The sequence below is a fragment of the Vibrio sp. V39_P1S14PM300 genome, from assembly GCF_009904765.1.
GTDB lineage: Bacteria > Pseudomonadota > Gammaproteobacteria > Enterobacterales > Vibrionaceae > Vibrio > Vibrio proteolyticus.
In genome coordinates, this window is sequence record NZ_WXWP01000309.1 from 1 (window position 1) to 16628 (window position 16628).

The 16628-nt window shown below is 52.4% G+C and carries 15 protein-coding genes; all 15 read left to right on the forward strand.

The window, feature by feature from the left end; all coding sequences use genetic code 11:
- The first annotated feature begins 163 nt into the window (after positions 1-163).
- The 15 genes from CAG65_RS15785 (at position 164) to CAG65_RS15855 (ending at position 16515) form a co-directional block, all read left to right on the forward strand.
- Positions 164-1297 (forward strand): flagellin, encoded by a 1134-nt coding sequence (locus CAG65_RS15785; RefSeq protein ID WP_021704361.1) that lies wholly within the window; start codon positions 164-166, stop codon positions 1295-1297.
- A 71-nt stretch (positions 1298-1368) separates the two neighbouring features.
- The gene (gene flaG / locus CAG65_RS15790; protein ID WP_021704360.1) at positions 1369-1800 is read left to right on the forward strand and encodes a flagellar protein FlaG; all 432 of its coding nucleotides are present in this window, start codon (positions 1369-1371) and stop codon (positions 1798-1800) included.
- 22 nt (positions 1801-1822) lie between these two features.
- Positions 1823-3817: a flagellar filament capping protein FliD gene (gene fliD, locus CAG65_RS15795; protein WP_021704359.1), complete on the forward strand. Its 1995-nt coding sequence runs from the start codon at positions 1823-1825 to the stop codon at positions 3815-3817.
- A 4-nt stretch (positions 3818-3821) separates the two neighbouring features.
- Positions 3822-4127: a flagellar protein FliT gene (locus CAG65_RS15800; RefSeq protein WP_021704358.1), complete on the forward strand. Its 306-nt coding sequence runs from the start codon at positions 3822-3824 to the stop codon at positions 4125-4127.
- 10 nt (positions 4128-4137) lie between these two features.
- Positions 4138-4548, forward strand: a complete 411-nt coding sequence (gene fliS / locus CAG65_RS15805; RefSeq protein ID WP_021704357.1) for a flagellar export chaperone FliS — start codon at positions 4138-4140, stop codon at positions 4546-4548.
- A 224-nt stretch (positions 4549-4772) separates the two neighbouring features.
- Positions 4773-6239 (forward strand): sigma-54 dependent transcriptional regulator, encoded by a 1467-nt coding sequence (locus CAG65_RS15810; protein WP_161454257.1) that lies wholly within the window; start codon positions 4773-4775, stop codon positions 6237-6239.
- A gap of 142 nt (positions 6240-6381) precedes the next feature.
- Entirely contained in the window at positions 6382-7425 is a 1044-nt protein-coding gene (locus CAG65_RS15815) for a sensor histidine kinase (protein ID WP_443084061.1), read from the forward strand.
- Complete coding sequence (locus CAG65_RS15820; RefSeq protein ID WP_021704353.1) at positions 7425-8831, forward strand: sigma-54-dependent transcriptional regulator; 1407 nt, start codon at positions 7425-7427, stop codon at positions 8829-8831. Before CAG65_RS15815 ends, CAG65_RS15820 begins: the two co-directional genes overlap by 1 nt.
- Positions 8832-8913: 82 nt before the next feature.
- Positions 8914-9225: a flagellar hook-basal body complex protein FliE gene (fliE, locus tag CAG65_RS15825; RefSeq protein WP_021704352.1), complete on the forward strand. Its 312-nt coding sequence runs from the start codon at positions 8914-8916 to the stop codon at positions 9223-9225.
- 17 nt (positions 9226-9242) lie between these two features.
- Complete coding sequence (gene fliF, locus CAG65_RS15830) at positions 9243-10991, forward strand: flagellar basal-body MS-ring/collar protein FliF (protein ID WP_161454258.1); 1749 nt, start codon at positions 9243-9245, stop codon at positions 10989-10991.
- Positions 10984-12039: a flagellar motor switch protein FliG gene (gene fliG, locus CAG65_RS15835; RefSeq protein WP_021704350.1), complete on the forward strand. Its 1056-nt coding sequence runs from the start codon at positions 10984-10986 to the stop codon at positions 12037-12039. Before fliF ends, fliG begins: the two co-directional genes overlap by 8 nt.
- 31 nt (positions 12040-12070) lie before the next feature.
- On the forward strand, positions 12071-12871 hold the full coding sequence (fliH, locus tag CAG65_RS15840) for a flagellar assembly protein FliH (RefSeq protein ID WP_021704349.1): 801 nt from the start codon (positions 12071-12073) through the stop codon (positions 12869-12871).
- Positions 12872-14194, forward strand: a complete 1323-nt coding sequence (fliI, locus tag CAG65_RS15845) for a flagellar protein export ATPase FliI (RefSeq protein WP_021704348.1) — start codon at positions 12872-12874, stop codon at positions 14192-14194. It begins immediately after the preceding gene.
- 6 nt (positions 14195-14200) lie between these two features.
- The gene (gene fliJ / locus CAG65_RS15850; protein WP_021704347.1) at positions 14201-14644 is read left to right on the forward strand and encodes a flagellar export protein FliJ; all 444 of its coding nucleotides are present in this window, start codon (positions 14201-14203) and stop codon (positions 14642-14644) included.
- A gap of 98 nt (positions 14645-14742) precedes the next feature.
- Entirely contained in the window at positions 14743-16515 is a 1773-nt protein-coding gene (locus CAG65_RS15855) for a flagellar hook-length control protein FliK (protein WP_161454259.1), read from the forward strand.
- Positions 16516-16628 lie beyond the last annotated feature (113 nt).

Genomic DNA, 16628 nt, shown 5'->3' on the forward strand with positions numbered 1-16628 from the left:
GCGCATATATTTTACGGTGGCGGCAAATTAATTAAAAAAAAATCGTTTTTTTCCTAAAGCTAAAGTTTATCTCGCCGTTACAGGACTGAGAGAAATGAGATGTGCCGAAGTGGGGTGAGAGCTGCTGGAGCGCATCAATCCAAATGCCTTAGGAGATCAAACAATGGCAATAAACGTAAATACGAACGTATCTGCGATGACCGCACAGCGTTACCTGAACAGCGCTGCTGACGGAGCTCAGAAATCCATGGAGCGTCTGTCTTCAGGGTACAAAATCAACAGTGCGCGTGATGACGCTGCAGGTTTGCAGATTTCAAACCGACTGACTTCACAAAGCCGTGGTCTGGATATGGCGGTCAAAAACGCCAACGACGGTATCTCTATTGCGCAAACCGCAGAAGGGGCGATGAACGAATCGACCAATATTCTGCAACGTATGCGTGATTTGGCGTTGCAATCGTCGAACGGTTCCAACTCTAAATCTGAACGCGTTGCGATTCAGGAAGAGGTATCGGCGCTGAATGACGAGCTAAACCGTATTGCTGAAACGACGTCTTTTGGTGGCAACAAACTGCTGAATGGTACGTTTGGCAGCCAGTCATTCCAGATCGGTGCTGACTCAGGGGAAGCAGTGATGCTGTCGCTGACTAACATGCGTTCAGATACCAGTGACATGGGCGGTAAAAGCTATGTGGCAGGGACTGGTAAAGCGGCGGATTGGACCGTTCAGGCCGGTACGACCGACATGACACTGAGTTACACCGATAAAGACGGTAATGCGCAGAATGTCACCATCAACGCCAAAGAAGGCGATGATCTGGAGCAATTGGCCACTTACATCAACGGTCAGACGTCAGATGTCAAAGCATCCGTGGGTGAAGAAGGCAAGCTGCAACTGTTTGCGTCCAGCCAGAAAGTAGACGGCGACGTCACCATTGGTGGTGGTCTGGGTACAGACATCGGCTTTGGTGCTGCGCAGGACGTTACTGTGGCAAACATTGATGTGTCATCTGTGGCAGGCTCGCAAGAAGCGGTTGCCGTCATCGATGGTGCGTTGAAGTCAGTGGACAGCCAACGTGCGTCTCTGGGGGCTTTCCAGAACCGCTTTAGCCACGCGATCAGCAACCTGGATAACATCAACGAGAACGTGAATGCGTCTCGCAGCCGTATCTTGGACACTGACTACGCGAAAGAAACGACGGCAATGACGAAGTCGCAAATTCTTCAGCAGGCGAGTACTTCCGTTCTGGCGCAGGCGAAGCAGTCACCATCTGCCGCACTTAGCTTATTAGGTTAATCGATAGGTTTCGTCAGGAGCTTATCGGGCAGCATTGAATTGCTAACCTATAAGGTGGAAGGGAGATTGTTATGGAAATACCATCCTACACATCGAACATCCAGCCTTACGGCTCACAAAGTGGCACTAAAATTGCTTCGGAAAACGACAATGCTCAGCGTCTTTCCACTCAGTCAGAGAGTAGCAACGCGTCAGAGTTAGCCCGGGTTCAGGTTAAGCCGTCACAGTCGATCATGGAAATGGCTCAGGAGCGGCAACGGCTGGACAAGGAACATCGTGAACGGATGGTGGAGCAGATGAACGAATTTATCTCCTCCATCAATACCGGGCTCTCATTTCGGGTCGATGAAGAATCGGGCAGGGACGTCGTCACTATTTATGATGCCAGTACTGGCGATATTATTCGTCAGATACCGGATGAGGAGATGCTTGAGGTGCTCAGGCGCCTGAGAGAGCAAACCAGCCGATATTCGACCGGTGGGATACTGGTCGATAAGGTTTAAGTCGTATTTTTGAGGTGATTTGATGAGTTTAGGCCCATTGGGTATGAATTCTGGCATGGACATTAATTCCATTGTCAGCAAAGTTGTCGATGCGGAGCGTGTTCCCAAACAGCAGCGCATTGATAACGAGCGCGCGGACAATGATGCCAGTATCAGTGCCTATGGGCGACTCAGAGAGTCGTTGGATACGATGAAAAACCTGATGATGAACTTTCGTCAGGAGAAAGCGTTTGCCGCTCGAAAAGTCGAAACCACAGATGATTCTGTAGTCTCAGCCACCGCAACGACAGATGCAATCGCAGGTCGATATGCAGTCGATGTGTTGCAGCTTGCTCAAAGCCATAAAGTGGCGTCTAACGTATTAGCGCAAGACGCCAAATTTGGCCCGGGCAAGCTGCAGATCGGGCTGGGAAACAAATCATTCACAATTGATGTCCAACAGAATTCAAAGTTGATTGATGTTGTCCGCAGCATCAATAACGAGAAAAGCAACCCGGGAGTCAGAGCCTCGGTCATCAATGATGTCGAAGGTCCGCGATTGATCGTTGCAGCCAACAAGTCGGGCAAAGACAACGCCCTGAGTATCAGTGCTCAATCCCAGTCACCGAATGACCCTCTCAAGAAACTCGAATACAAAACGCTGGAAGCGCGGGTGCGAGATATCGAAAAGGCCCGTGCTGCGGCACAGGAGCTGATCGCACCGCTATCCGCAGAGCAGAAAGCGCTGGCGACCGAAGTCGCGGAACGCATTGCTTACGCCGCCAAAAATGTTGATCAGGAATTGGCGGATGACGTTGCTCAGGAAGTCAGCAAAGTGGATCCTAATGGCGGTCAGCCAAAGAGTCCGGATGCGGACGTCTCCGGTGCTGAGCTGCAAGCTGCAGAGCAGGCCAGTCAGAGATACATCAAGCCAGAAGATCGCATTCCGGGCTGGACTGAAACCGCCTCCGGCACCCTGCTCGATTCCTATTGGGAACCTGAACCTGAACTGGATCAGAAAGCCAAAGAAAAATCGAAAGATGTTCCAGGCTGGAGCAATACCGCCTCTGGCACCCTGACTGACTCGTATGTCACGCCTCAAGAGGCGCAGGCTAAGCTGGATAAAAAGCTGGCCGATGAGCAGGCTGCAATCGAAGCCGCGATTGCCAGCGGCAAAATGACGCCGGAACAGGCGAAGCAACTGGAACGGGCCAAAATGGCGCCGGAAGAGCGCGCTTATCTGGAGAAAGTAGAGCAGGCTCAGGCTGATCTTGAAGCGGCGCAGGCGTCATTTGATGGCTACCGTGGCATGATTCAGGTGCAAGCTGCGCAGGATTCCAGAGTCATTCTGGATGGTGTGGCCGAACTGTCGAGTCACAACAATGTGATCGAAGACGCTATCGACGGTGTCGATTTGACTCTTAAAGGCCGTTCGAAGCCGGATCAGGTCGCGTCTGAAATCGACATTGAGTACGACCGTGATCGGGTACGCAACTACATCGAACAGTTTGTGAGTTCATACAACCAGTTTTACCAGGTATCCAAAGATCTGGGTGGAGTTGACCCGAGAACAGGGTCGGCTGGGCCGTTATCCGGTGACAGTATTGTCCGCAGCGCCGAGTCACGGCTTAAGTCTGTGATCGGTTCACGAATCGAGCAGGCGCCGCCGGGATTACAGTCTCTGACGGAATTTGGCATCACTACTACCCGGCAAGGCACCCTGGAAATCAACCATGACCTGCTTGACCGTCAGTTGAATAACAACTTCAATCAGTTGGCAGGCTTCTTTGGGGGCAATCAGGGATTTGCCAAAAAGATGGAAGACGCGATTCAGGGGATGACCGGCATTACGGGCTCCATACGCAACCGGGAGAAAAGCCTGACGGAACAAAACTACCGCCTGCAGGATGATCAGGCGGCACTGGATCGCCGGATGTCGAGTCTAGAGCAGCGGACACACGCTAAATTCTCAGCCATGCAGGATGCCACCAGCAAAATGCAATCACAATTGGCCGGTATGATGAACGCGCTGGGATAAGCCTATGGAGCAGACTCTGATTCAATTGAGTGATCTGAATCACAAAATAAAACAAGCGTTGGTGGCCGATGAGATCGAGCATGAAGAAATCCAGCGCCTGGTCGATAACAGGGAACAGATATTGCAAACGCTGTTGAACTATATCGACATTCATCCCGATTGGGCACGCAGTCAGGAGTGGCAGGCGGCCGTTGCGGAAACCGCAGCGCTGGTTGAACTCATGCAATCAAAAACTGCCCAAATCGGTGAAACACTGAGGCGTTACCGGCACGGTAACAAATCGGTCCAACAGTACAAAAGATTTTTATAAAGAGGTAGTTATGCGTGGCTCGTTACAGGCTTACAAAAAGGTATCGGTTGATAGCCAGCTGAGTGCAGCTTCCCCGCATAAGGTGGTTCAGATGCTGATGGCGGGGGCGATTGAGCGCCTGATCCAAGGGAAAGCGGCCATGGAACAGGGCAACATTCCATCTAAAGGGGAACGCCTGGGGAAAGCGCTGGATATCATCATCAGCCTGCGCAGCTGCCTGTCGATGGACGATGGCGGTGAGATCGCTCAGAACTTGGATCAGCTGTATGAATTCATGATCACCCAGATCGCTGCTGCTAATCACCAGAATGATCCTCAACTTCTGGATGATGTGATTGAGATCATTCGTGAAATCAAATCGGCCTGGGATCAAATCCCGGCGGAATATCACAATCTGACGGCAAACGAAGTAGGCATATAGTTGCTTAAGCAAAGTTTCCACTAAGGTCACACCAACTGATTGCTTGGTTGCCATCTCCTATATATCTAAATAGAATAGAAGCCACTAACTAGCCTAGTGGCTTTTTTTGTTGCCGAGTTATGTAAATCGACTATCGTTAAACAAGAGATTCCTGACCAAGGGAACTGGCATAAGTATATAATTTTTGGCGACAACCATTCAGATGAAGGCAATCATTCTCACCCATGCAAGGTTTAGCAAAATTGCTCGTAATTGAAGATGACGCACAACTGCGCATCAATTTGAGCACAATTTTAGAATTTGTCGGAGAACAGTGTGAAGTGATCTCTTCAGCGCAGATCGACGATCAAAATTGGTCGAAGATCTGGGCAGGCTGCATTGTTGGCTCCATTCAGGGCGGAAAACTGCCTGCAAACCTGTGCGCAAAACTCGTTTCGGCCAATCATATCCCTCTGCTCATCGCCGGTAAGCATTTCTATCCAGTGGAAGACTACCCACAATACGTGGGCGAACTGGAGTTTCCTCTAAATTACCCGCAACTGAGTGAAGCACTGCGCCACTGTAAAGATTTCTTGGGGCGCAAAGGGATCCAGGCGTTTCCGGGCACACGTAAAAATACTTTGTTCCGCAGCTTGGTTGGCCAAAGTCGTGGCATCCAGGAAGTGCGTCACCTGATTGAACAAGTGTCATCTACCGAAGCCAATGTACTCATCCTGGGCGAGTCCGGGACGGGCAAAGAAGTTGTCGCACGCAACATCCATTATCACAGTTCACGCCGAGGCGGGCCGTTTGTGCCGATCAACTGTGGCGCAATTCCACCTGATTTGCTGGAAAGCGAGCTGTTCGGCCACGAAAAAGGGGCGTTTACTGGCGCAATAACCGCGCGCAAAGGACGTTTTGAATTGGCAGAAGGCGGCACGCTGTTCCTCGATGAAATTGGTGATATGCCATTGCCGATGCAGGTGAAACTACTGCGCGTTCTTCAGGAGCGCTGTTTTGAACGGGTTGGCGGTAATACCACGGTCAGCGTTAACGTCCGTGTCATTGCGGCCACTCACCGCAATCTGGAAACCATGATCACCGATCAACAGTTCCGCGAAGATCTGTACTATCGGCTGAATGTATTCCCGATTGAAATGCCGGCACTGCGTGAACGTAAAGAAGACATCCCACTGCTGTTGCAGGAATTGATGACACGGATGGAGGCAGAGGGCGGTCAGCCAATCTGCTTTACGCCACGCGCGATCAACTCATTGATGGAACACAACTGGCCAGGCAACGTTCGTGAACTGGCCAACCTAGTTGAACGGATGATCATCCTGTATCCAAACAGTCTGGTGGATGTCAATCACCTGCCAACCAAATACCGTTACAGTGATATTCCTGAGTTTCAGCCTGAACACGCCGGTTTCGCGTCGGTGGAAGAGCAGGAGCGAGACGTGTTGGCGGATCTGTTTTCTGACAGCTTTAGTTTGGATGATGTGGAGCATTTTCAGGATAACGCCGACGCGCCACAGGCGCTGCCACCGGAAGGGGTTAACCTCAAAGAGATGCTGGCGGATTTGGAAGTAAACATGATAAGCCAGGCACTTGAAGCGCAGGGAGGCATCGTTGCCCGTGCGGCGGACATGCTCGGGATGCGTCGAACCACACTGGTTGAAAAGATGCGTAAATACAATTTGCAGCGTTAAAAGATCGACATTTTGCCAGTGCCAAGATCTTGTCATTGGGTTAAGTTGTTGAAAAACATAATTAAAAGCCTGGTATGCTTTATGCATGTCAGGCTTTTGTGGTTTTAAAAGGCAGAAAAACGACATGGCGTCAGCGGAGACTATGGAAAATCAGTCACATCTTGATTCATTAGAAGATCAGGTCGAGCGTTACAAACAGGTATTGGATGTCATGCCGGCGGGGGTCATTCTGCTTGATACTCAAGGCGTGGTTCGCGAAGCCAATCCGGAAGCGAGTCGCATCTTGGAAGTGCCACTGCTGGGGGAGCGCTGGTTTACCATTATTCAGGCGGCGTTTGCCCCTAAAGAAGACGATGGTCACGAAGTGTCATTGCGGAACGGACGTAAAGTACGTTTGGCTATCTCTGCTTCCGCGACTGGGCAACTGATTTTGATCACTGACCTGACGGAAACCCGGTTGCTGCAATCGCGCGTGAGCGATCTGCAACGTTTGTCGTCGCTGGGGCGCATGGTTGCATCACTGGCGCATCAGGTGAGAACGCCGTTATCCAGCGCGATGCTTTACGCCTCGAACCTCGGGGCGCCAAATCTGCCGTCTGCGACACGTGAGCGTTTTCAGACCAAATTAATGGATCGGTTGCATGACTTGGAAAAACAGGTCAACGACATGCTGTTGTTTGCCAAAGGTGGTGACAACAAGGTGATCAAGCCGTTTACCATTGCAGAACTGGTCACCGAATTCATGCCTATGATCGAAACGGCGTTAAAGAATAACCACATCGACTTTTTCCAGGAAGTGGAAGAAGAGCATACTGAACTGCTGGGGAACGCCAATGCGATCGCATCGGCGCTGAGCAATCTTGTGTTAAATGCCATTCAGATTGCCGGAAAACAGGCGCAGATAGATGTGTTTTTCCGCCCGGTGAACGGCGAGCTGAAAATCTCCGTGCAAGATAACGGACCCGGAGTGGCGAAAGAGCTTCAGCAAAAAATTATGGAACCGTTTTTTACTACCCGCTCACAAGGTACAGGCCTTGGACTGGCGGTGGTTCAGATGGTATGCCGCGCTCACGAAGGGCGGCTGGAACTGATTTCAGAACAAGGCGATGGTGCGTGTTTTACCATGTGTATTCCGCTGCAACGCAGTGACGCGCCGTCTCAGGCAATGAACAACGGAGAACAATAATGGCTCAGAGCAAAGTCTTAATCGTTGAAGATGATGAAGGTCTGCGTGAGGCGCTGGTGGATACGCTGGCACTGGCTGGCTACGAGTGGTTGGAGGCCGACTGTGCCGAAGACGCGCTGCTCAAGCTGAAAACCCATTCGGTTGATATTGTGGTCTCCGATGTGCAGATGGCTGGGATGGGCGGTTTAGCGCTGCTGCGCACCATCAAACAAAACTGGCCAAATCTGCCGGTGTTACTCATGACAGCTTACGCGAACATTGAAGATGCAGTGTCGGCGATGAAAGACGGTGCCATTGATTACATGGCCAAACCTTTTGCTCCCGAAGTGCTGCTGAACATGGTCAGTCGCTATGCACCTGTCAAGTCTGACGACAACGGAGATGCCGTGGTCGCGGACGAGAAGAGCCTTAAGTTGCTGGCCTTGGCGGACAAAGTTGCCAAAACAGACGCCAGTGTCATGGTGCTTGGCCCGAGTGGGTCGGGTAAAGAGGTGATGTCTCGTTACATTCACAATGCGTCAAATCGTAAAGACGGCCCGTTTATCGCAATCAACTGCGCCGCGATTCCAGACAACATGCTGGAAGCCACCCTGTTTGGTTATGAAAAAGGGGCCTTTACCGGCGCGGTTCAGGCGTGTCCGGGCAAATTTGAACAAGCCCAGGGCGGCACGATTCTGCTCGATGAAATCAGTGAGATGGATTTGAGCCTGCAAGCGAAACTGCTGCGTGTACTGCAGGAGCGGGAAGTGGAACGTCTGGGGAGCCGTAAGAGCATCAAGCTCGATGTCCGCGTCCTAGCCACCAGTAACCGGGATCTTAAGCTGTATGTGCAAGAAGGCCATTTCCGCGAGGATTTGTACTACCGGCTGAACGTGTTCCCAATTGCCTGGCCAGCACTGTGCGAGCGGATCGGTGACATTGAACCACTGACGTATCACCTGATTGAGCGCCACTGCTCGAAATTGGGGATGGCGGTGCCGAATATCAGCGACGCGGCCGTTGATAAATTGATGGCGTATCCATGGCCGGGAAATGTTCGCGAGCTGGACAACGTTGTGCAGCGCGCTCTTATCTTGAGTGAAAGTGGTGATATTCGCGCAGAGCATATTTTGTTGGAAGGGATCGACTGGCAGGATGCCAGCAGTTTTCAGCACGTGGTTGAGTCAGGTGAAACTCTGGTCCCGGATGTGAAGCCGTTGGCGCAAAAAGAGATTTCACGTGGCCTAGTCGGCAATTCGGGGCTAGGTAACGAGCTTCGTGACCAGGAATATGCCATCATTCTCGAAACGCTGGAAGAGTGCCACGGACGTCGCAAAGAAATGGCAGAAAAGCTGGGGATCAGCCCGCGTACGCTGCGCTACAAGCTGGCGAAAATGCGAGATGCCGGCATTGAAATTCCGGGCTAATAATGTGCCACTGAGTGGCATATTAATTGCTTTAATCTACAAAAATACGAGTAAGTCAAACAGTTGACATCAAGAGGTAGCCATGAGAATTGACGGTCTACAAGCCGAAATGCAGGCAATGATGCTGGAAGCTGGCAACACCCAGGCGGCGCCAACCGGACACAAGGTTGGGGCTGATTTTGGCGATATGCTGAGCCGTGCGATCAATAACGTCAACGGACTGCAGAAAACCTCCGGCGACTTGCAGATGCGCTTTGATCGGGGTGATGAAGGCGTGTCGCTGTCGGATGTCATGATTGCTCGTAACAAATCCAGTGTCGCATTCGAAGCGACGATTCAGGTACGCAACAAACTGGTTGAAGCGTACAAAGAACTGATGAACATGCCGGTTTAACTTTTTAGGTATCTTCTGTGGCAGGCGAAAATCAAACAACGGATCTTACTGTAACCGGCTCAGCATCGGACAACGCACTGATGGCTGACCCGGGGACTGATATGGAAACACAAAACCCGGATTTGGACGAGAAAAGCTCCTCCAAATTTGACATGGCGATCGGCGATCTTGATTTGCTGCGTCAGGTGGTGCTGGTGTTGTCGATCTCCATTTGTGTGGCATTGATTGTGATGCTGTTTTTCTGGGTCAAAGAGCCAGAGATGCGACCGCTTGGCGCATATGAGACCGAAGAGCTGATCCCGATCCTGGATTATCTCGATCAACAGAAACTGACCTATAAACTGGATGGCAACACCGTTATGGTGGCATCCAGTGAATACAATAACCTCAAACTGGATATGGTTCGTGCGGGCCTGAACCAAGGCTCTCAGGCGGGCGATGATATTTTGTTGCAAGACATGGGCTTTGGTGTGTCTCAGCGTCTTGAACAGGAGCGTTTGAAGCTCAGCCGCGAGCGCCAGTTATCCAAAGCCATCGAAGAGATGAAGCAGGTGCGTAAAGCGCGCGTTTTGCTCGCTCTGCCGAAACAAAGTGTGTTTGTGCGCCATAATCAGGAAGCGTCGGCGTCGGTGTTTCTGACGCTGAAAAGCGGTAACACGCTGAAGCAGGAAGAGGTCGATTCGATCGTTGACATGGTCGCGAGTGCCGTTCCGGGCATGAAGCCGACCCGAATAACTGTCACCGATCAGCACGGTCGTCTGCTCAGCTCTGGCTCTCAGGATCCAGCCTCGGCAGCACGCCGCAAAGAGCAGGAGCTTGAGCGTAAACAAGAGCAGGCGCTACGTGAGAAAATTGACTCGGTATTGATCCCGATTCTGGGGCTGGGTAACTACACCGCGCAAGTGGATGTGGTGCTGGACTTTAGCGCCGTTGAACAGACCCGTAAGCGTTTCGATCCGAATACGCCATCGACCCGCAGCGAATACACGCTGGAAGACTATAACAATGGCAATGTCGTAGCTGGGGTACCAGGCGCTCTGAGTAATCAGCCTCCAGCGGATGCGTCGATTCCACAAGACGTGGCGCAAATGAAAGACGGTTCTTTACTCGGCCAGGGGTCAGTGCACAAAGAAGCCACCCGCAACTTTGAGCTGGACACCACCATCAGTCACGAACGTCGTCAGACCGGTGTGATTAATCGCCAGACGGTGGCGGTAGCGGTGAAGAACCGGGCCGTTGTGAATCCCGACAGTGGCGAAACGACTTATCAACCACTCAGCGAGAGTGAAATCAGTGCCATTCGTCAGGTGTTGATCGGAGCGGTGGGCTATGACGAAGGACGCGGGGATCTACTCAACGTCCTGAGTATGCAGTTTGCTGAGCCGGAAGTGGCACAGTTGAGTGATGTGCCGATTTGGGAGCACCCGAACTTCAACGACTGGGTTCGCTGGTTCGCCAGTGCGCTGGTTATCATTGTGGTTGTGTTGGTGTTGGTGCGCCCGGCAATGAAGAAACTGCTCAACCCAACTGCCGACAACGATGACGATCAGGCGTACGGACCGGATGGCCTGCCGATTGGTGCTGACGGCGAAACCAGCTTGATTGGCAGCGACATTGAAAGCAGTGATCTGTTTGAATTTGGATCGAGTATCGATTTGCCGAATCTGCATAAAGATGAGGATGTGCTGAAAGCGGTGCGTGCTCTGGTAGCGAATGAACCTGAGCTGGCGGCGCAGGTAGTGAAAAACTGGATGAAAGATGCCTAACGAAATCGTAGCGAAAGAAAACGGTGGCCAGGTGGCGGAAGAAAGCGTTGATATTTCTTCCATTCCAGGCGAAGAACGTGCAGCGATCCTATTGCTGAGTCTCAACGAAGACGACGCAGCCGGGATCATTCGCCACCTTGAACCGAAGCAGGTACAGCGGGTCGGTAGCGCGATGGCGCGTGCCAATGATCTCAGTCAGGGAAAAGTCAGTGCGGTACATCGGGCATTTCTGGAAGACATTCAGAAATACACCAACATCGGCATGGGCAGCGAAGACTTCATGCGCAATGCACTGGTGGCCGCGCTGGGTGAAGATAAAGCCAATAATCTGGTGGATCAGATCCTGCTCGGTACCGGTTCCAAAGGCCTGGATTCATTGAAATGGATGGATCCCCGTCAGGTTGCCAGCATCATTCTCAACGAGCACCCACAGATCCAAACCATTGTTCTGTCCTATCTGGAAGCGGATCAGTCTGCCGAAATACTGTCTCAGTTCCCTGAACGTGTCCGCCTTGATCTGATGATGCGTATCGCCAATTTGGAGGAGGTACAGCCATCGGCACTGGCGGAGCTGAACGAAATCATGGAGAAACAGTTTGCGGGTCAGGCTGGGGCACAAGCGGCCAAAATTGGCGGCCTGAAAGCCGCAGCCGAGATCATGAACTACCTGGACAACAACATCGAAGGCATCCTGATGGAGCAAATCCGCGATCAGGACGAAGACATGGCGACACAGATTCAGGATTTGATGTTTGTGTTCGAAAACCTCATAGAAGTCGACGATCAGGGTATTCAGAAGCTGCTGCGTGATGTGCCTCAGGACGTACTGCAAAAAGCGCTCAAAGGCGCTGACGATGCACTGCGCGATAAGATCTTCAAGAACATGTCGAAACGTGCGGCTGAGATGATGAAAGACGATCTCGAAGCGATGCCGCCGGTTAAGGTATCGGATGTGGAAGCGGCACAGAAAGAAGTGCTGGCGATTGCGCGTCGCATGGCCGACAACGGCGAACTGATGTTGTCTGGCGGTGCCGACGAATTCCTCTAATCTCACGCCTTGGTAATGCACGGGAGCAACAATGTCGACTGAACGAAAGCGCGGTTTTCTGCGTTTAAATGAAGACGAAGCAGTTGAGCAAGCCCAGAAATGGGGGATGCCTGACTACGGTGCCGAAGCCAATAAACAGGCCAAAGAGACAGCCTTCAATTATGATCCGGGCTGGATGCCGGATTTTGACGAGCCCGAAATTGCCCAACCTGTCGAGCTCAGCGAAGAAGAGATCGAACAGATCCGTCAATCTGCGTATCAGGAAGGTTTACTGCAAGGTCAGGAAGCCGGTTTCAAACAAGGCTATGAAAAGGGTAAAGAGCAGGGGATTGAAGCGGGCCATCAGGAAGGTTTTGAGCTGGGCAAAACGGAAGGCGTGACCGCGGGCGAAGAATTTATTCAGCAGCAGGTGGCGACGTTTGTCAGCTTGGCTAATCAATTTGCCCAACCACTGGAGCTGATGAACGCTCAGGTGGAAAAGCAACTGGTCGATATGGTGTTGACGCTGGTTAAAGAAGTGGTGCACGTTGAAGTGCAGACCAACCCTCAGGTGATCCTCGATACCATCAAACAGTCGGTTGAGGCACTGCCGATTTCCGGCCATGCGATTACACTGAAACTCCATCCGGAAGACGTGGCGATCATTCGTTCCGCTTACGGCGAAGAAGAACTGGCATTTAGAAACTGGACGCTGGTGGCCGAGCCGGCTTTAAATCGTGCCGATGTGCAGATTGAAGCGGGCGAGTCGAGTGTCAATTACCGTATGGAAGATCGCATTCGTAGTGTGATTCAGAGTTTCTGCGGCACCAACCGCCATCAGGGAGGCGAATAAGTGCTGGCACTTGCCGAACGTCTCAGTCACTACAAAACACACGGGCTGACGTCGCGTCCGGTGGCATCCGGTAAACTGGTGCGTGTCGTCGGACTGACGCTCGAAGCCACGGGTTGCCGTGCCCCGATCGGCAGTTTATGCCGGGTCGAAACCATGTCCGGTGAAATGGACGCAGAAGTGGTTGGTTTTGCCGGCGATAATCTTTATCTGATGCCAAGTGAGCAGATCTCCGGTGTCCTGCCGGGGGCAAAAGTCACCCCGGTAACCAGTGAGGCCGGGCTCCCGGTGGGCATGGAACTGCTTGGGCGGGTGATCGATGGTGTGGGTAACCCACTGGATGGCCAGGGGCCAATTTATACGGCTCAGCGCGCGGCATTTAACGCCGAACCTATCAATCCATTGGCACGTAAACCCATCACCGAACCTCTGGATGTCGGCCTTAAGGCCATCAACGGTCTGCTGACCGTGGGGAAAGGGCAGCGGATTGGCCTGTTTGCCGGTTCCGGGGTCGGTAAGTCAGTGACGCTTGGGATGATGACGCGAGGTACCACGGCGCAGGTTGTGGTGGTCGGGTTGATTGGTGAGCGTGGCCGAGAAGTAAAAGAATTTATTGAAGAAATCCTTGGCAGTGACGGCCGTCAGCGTTCAGTGGTCGTGGCCGCTCCGGCGGATGCATCGCCGTTGATGCGCCTTAAAGGCTGTCAGACTGCGCTAACGATCGCCGAATATTTTCGAGATCAGGGATTGGATGTACTGTTGCTGATGGATTCATTGACCCGCTTTGCTCAGGCACAGCGTGAAATCGCGCTGTCGGTCGGTGAGCCGCCTGCGACGAAAGGCTATCCCCCCTCCGTATTTGCCAAATTGCCAGCCCTGGTTGAGCGGGCCGGGAATGGCAGCGACAACCAGGGCTCGATTACGGCCTTTTTCACCGTGCTGACGGAAGGTGATGATTTGCAGGACCCGATCGCCGATGCCTCTCGTGCCATTCTTGACGGTCACATTGTGTTGTCGCGCGAAATGGCCGACGCCGGGCACTATCCGGCGATAGATGTAGAGAAGTCGGTCAGTCGGGTAATGCCACAAATTACCACCGATGAACATGTGCTGATGTCCAAAGCCGTGCGTCAGGTGTTGTCTGTTTGCCGTAAGAATCAGGATCTGGTTTCGATCGGCGCGTATAAGCCAGGTACGGATCCGGCCATTGATAGCGCGTTTACCCTCAAACCGCGTTTGGACGATTATCTGCAACAGGGAATGAAAGACAGTGTGCCTTACGAGATGTGTGTCAGCATGTTGAAAAATATCTTACAGGGAGGCTAATCGTCGATGGATAACGCGATGGAATTCCTGCTGGAGCAGGCAAAAGAACGTGAAAATCAGGCATCTCTGGCGCTGGCAAAAGCTCGCAGTGAACTTGACCAATATTACCAGCAACTGTCGCAAATTGAGCAGTACCGACTGGATTATTGTCAGCAGTTGGTTGACCGGGGTATGCAAGGGCTCACCGCCAGCCAGTACAGTCACCTCAATCGTTTTCTGACGCAGTTAGATGAAACCTTGTCCAAACAGAAGCAAGCCGAAACCCACTTTAAAGGCCAGGTTGAAGGTTGCGAGCTGCACTGGTTGGAGTCGCGTAAACAGCGTCGCTCCTATGAATGGCTGATGGAAAAAAAACAACGAGAAGCGCAGCGAGCACAAGACGCCAGGGAGCAGAAACAGATGGATGAGTTTTCGACCTTACTCTACAGTCGCAAACGCGTACAGTTTTGATTGTTGGCGTAATAATTGCAAAACATTCCGATCATAACCGACAGTTTGGCTGTCGATAGCCCGAGTGAGTAACACTCTGATGGAATGAGTGCCCGATTATGAACGTGAATTTAACGCCAGTGCCGGAATCAGCGAAAAGTCCCAAAGCGACGACGGATTCAGTCGATGCGACCGAAAGCGGCGCATCCGAAGGTGGTTTTTTCAGTAAGCTGGCCGCGATGCTGCTCGGTGATAGCGAATCAAAAGGCCGCGCCAAATCCGAGACGGAACCTCAGGTAACCAACAGGGAACTGAAAGCGGCCTCTGATGGTCAGGCTGTGGCTGCCAACAGCGCAGATAGTCTGCTGGAGCAAGACGTCAGTACAGCAAGTGACTCGGAGCCAGCGTTGGAGCCAAACACAGAGGCGGCTGCGAAAGCGGAGTCGACAGACACCAAGTCGTTGTCGGATACGGCGCACAATAGCGGTGATAGCGAGCCAGACGTTAACGCCACTATGCAGCAAGGCGATGAGTTACTGACTCGCCTCAATCAGTCGAATCAGGCGCTCAAAGTTACCTCCGCAGACGGCAAAGAGTTGCCCCCTGAGAAGGGCACAGTGAAAGCGGAGTCCATGCCGGCAACAGAAAACATGCCATCGGATGCCTCAGGTAACAACGTGGCGACCAATGATTCAAGTGTCGAGAGCGAAGAAGTGTTGGCCTCTCTGCCAGCTTCAGCGCAGCGCTTTATCGAACATCCGTCAGACGCAAAACCGAATGAATCGCAACCAGACACTCCGCAGGCAGGCAAAGGCAGCTCGAATGAGGCCGCCACTGAAGCCGCGATGATGAGTGGAGCGAAGGCAGATTCGTCAGACGTCGCAGTGCTTAACCAAACCGCGCAAGCGCCAGACTCTGACAGCAAAGAAGAGTCGGAACAAGCCTTAATAGCATCGTCACAGGCCGTGACAGCAACGGCTCAGGGACTCTCGGCGAGCACTCAAGAGAGTGATAAGGCTGACAGCCAGGAGTCAAAGGCAGCGCCGGCCATCGCCTGGGGGAAAAACCTCACGGTAAAAGCTCATGGTGAATCAGCGCCGCAGGCTGACAAACCGGTGCCATCGCCGGCACAGCAATCGGCTTCGGCGTCTACCCAAGCCTTGCCATTAGCGTCTCAGGCTGCGGAAAAAGCTGCCGTCACTGCGTCGATACCGGCCGATTTGAGTCAGGCGCAGCAATTGTTGGCGGCGCAGCAACTGAATTCGCACTCGGTCCCCACCCGGCAAGCAGTGTTGCAAGCGGCTCTCGGAGCCAAGGCCCTCAGTGGGTTGAATGATAAGTCAGACAGCGGAAAAGATGCGAATCTGGCTCAACAAATCGCCTCAGCGGCTGGCGGTCAAAATAGCAATACTCTGTCTCAGACCCGGACGGAAGGTGCTCAGCAGGCTCAGCCTCCGCTGCAGTTGTCCCGGGAGATGGCCAGTGACCAAGTTGCAGAGCGGGTGCAGATGATGATGTCAAAGAACCTCAAAAATGTAGACATCCGCCTCGATCCGCCCGAACTGGGCCGAATGCAGATCCGCATGAATATGAACGGTGATCAGGCTACGGTCCATTTTACGGTGAACAACCATCAGGCGCGTGATGTGATTGAACAATCCATGCCAAGGTTACGTGAAATGCTTGCTCAGCAGGGTGTTCAACTGTCGGATACGTCAGTACAGCAACAAAACAGCGGCCAGCAACAGAGCCGTTATACTGCGGGTGAAAACGGAGGATCTGGTCAAGGTAACAGCAGTCAGGACTTTGGCGGTGAAGAAAACCTTGAACCGGACACCAAACTTGATTTGAATGTCGCGCTGAAGCGTGATGGAATCAGCTATTACGCTTAGACTGTATAAAACAACAAGATAGAGAATATTATGGCTATCGAAGAAATCACACCAGAAGCGTCCGGCGGCAAAAAAAAGCTGCTGATGATCATCGCGATTGTTGTGGTATTGCT

Excerpts from the sequence above, each read along its gene's own strand:
- fliD (WP_021704359.1), top strand. The coding sequence starts at position 1,823 with ATGAGTTTAGGCCCATTGGGTATGAATTCTGGCATGGACATTAATTCC.
- CAG65_RS15810 (WP_161454257.1), top strand. The coding sequence starts at position 4,773 with ATGCAAGGTTTAGCAAAATTGCTCGTAATTGAAGATGACGCACAACTG.
- CAG65_RS15820 (WP_021704353.1), top strand. The coding sequence starts at position 7,425 with ATGGCTCAGAGCAAAGTCTTAATCGTTGAAGATGATGAAGGTCTGCGT.
- fliE (WP_021704352.1), top strand. The coding sequence starts at position 8,914 with ATGAGAATTGACGGTCTACAAGCCGAAATGCAGGCAATGATGCTGGAA.
- flaG (WP_021704360.1), top strand. The coding sequence starts at position 1,369 with ATGGAAATACCATCCTACACATCGAACATCCAGCCTTACGGCTCACAA.
- CAG65_RS15815 (WP_443084061.1), top strand. The coding sequence starts at position 6,382 with ATGGAAAATCAGTCACATCTTGATTCATTAGAAGATCAGGTCGAGCGT.
- fliG (WP_021704350.1), top strand. The coding sequence starts at position 10,984 with ATGCCTAACGAAATCGTAGCGAAAGAAAACGGTGGCCAGGTGGCGGAA.
- fliH (WP_021704349.1), top strand. The coding sequence starts at position 12,071 with ATGTCGACTGAACGAAAGCGCGGTTTTCTGCGTTTAAATGAAGACGAA.
- fliJ (WP_021704347.1), top strand. The coding sequence starts at position 14,201 with ATGGATAACGCGATGGAATTCCTGCTGGAGCAGGCAAAAGAACGTGAA.
- CAG65_RS15855 (WP_161454259.1), top strand. The coding sequence starts at position 14,743 with ATGAACGTGAATTTAACGCCAGTGCCGGAATCAGCGAAAAGTCCCAAA.
- CAG65_RS15785 (WP_021704361.1), top strand. The coding sequence starts at position 164 with ATGGCAATAAACGTAAATACGAACGTATCTGCGATGACCGCACAGCGT.
- fliS (WP_021704357.1), top strand. The coding sequence starts at position 4,138 with ATGCGTGGCTCGTTACAGGCTTACAAAAAGGTATCGGTTGATAGCCAG.
- CAG65_RS15800 (WP_021704358.1), top strand. The coding sequence starts at position 3,822 with ATGGAGCAGACTCTGATTCAATTGAGTGATCTGAATCACAAAATAAAA.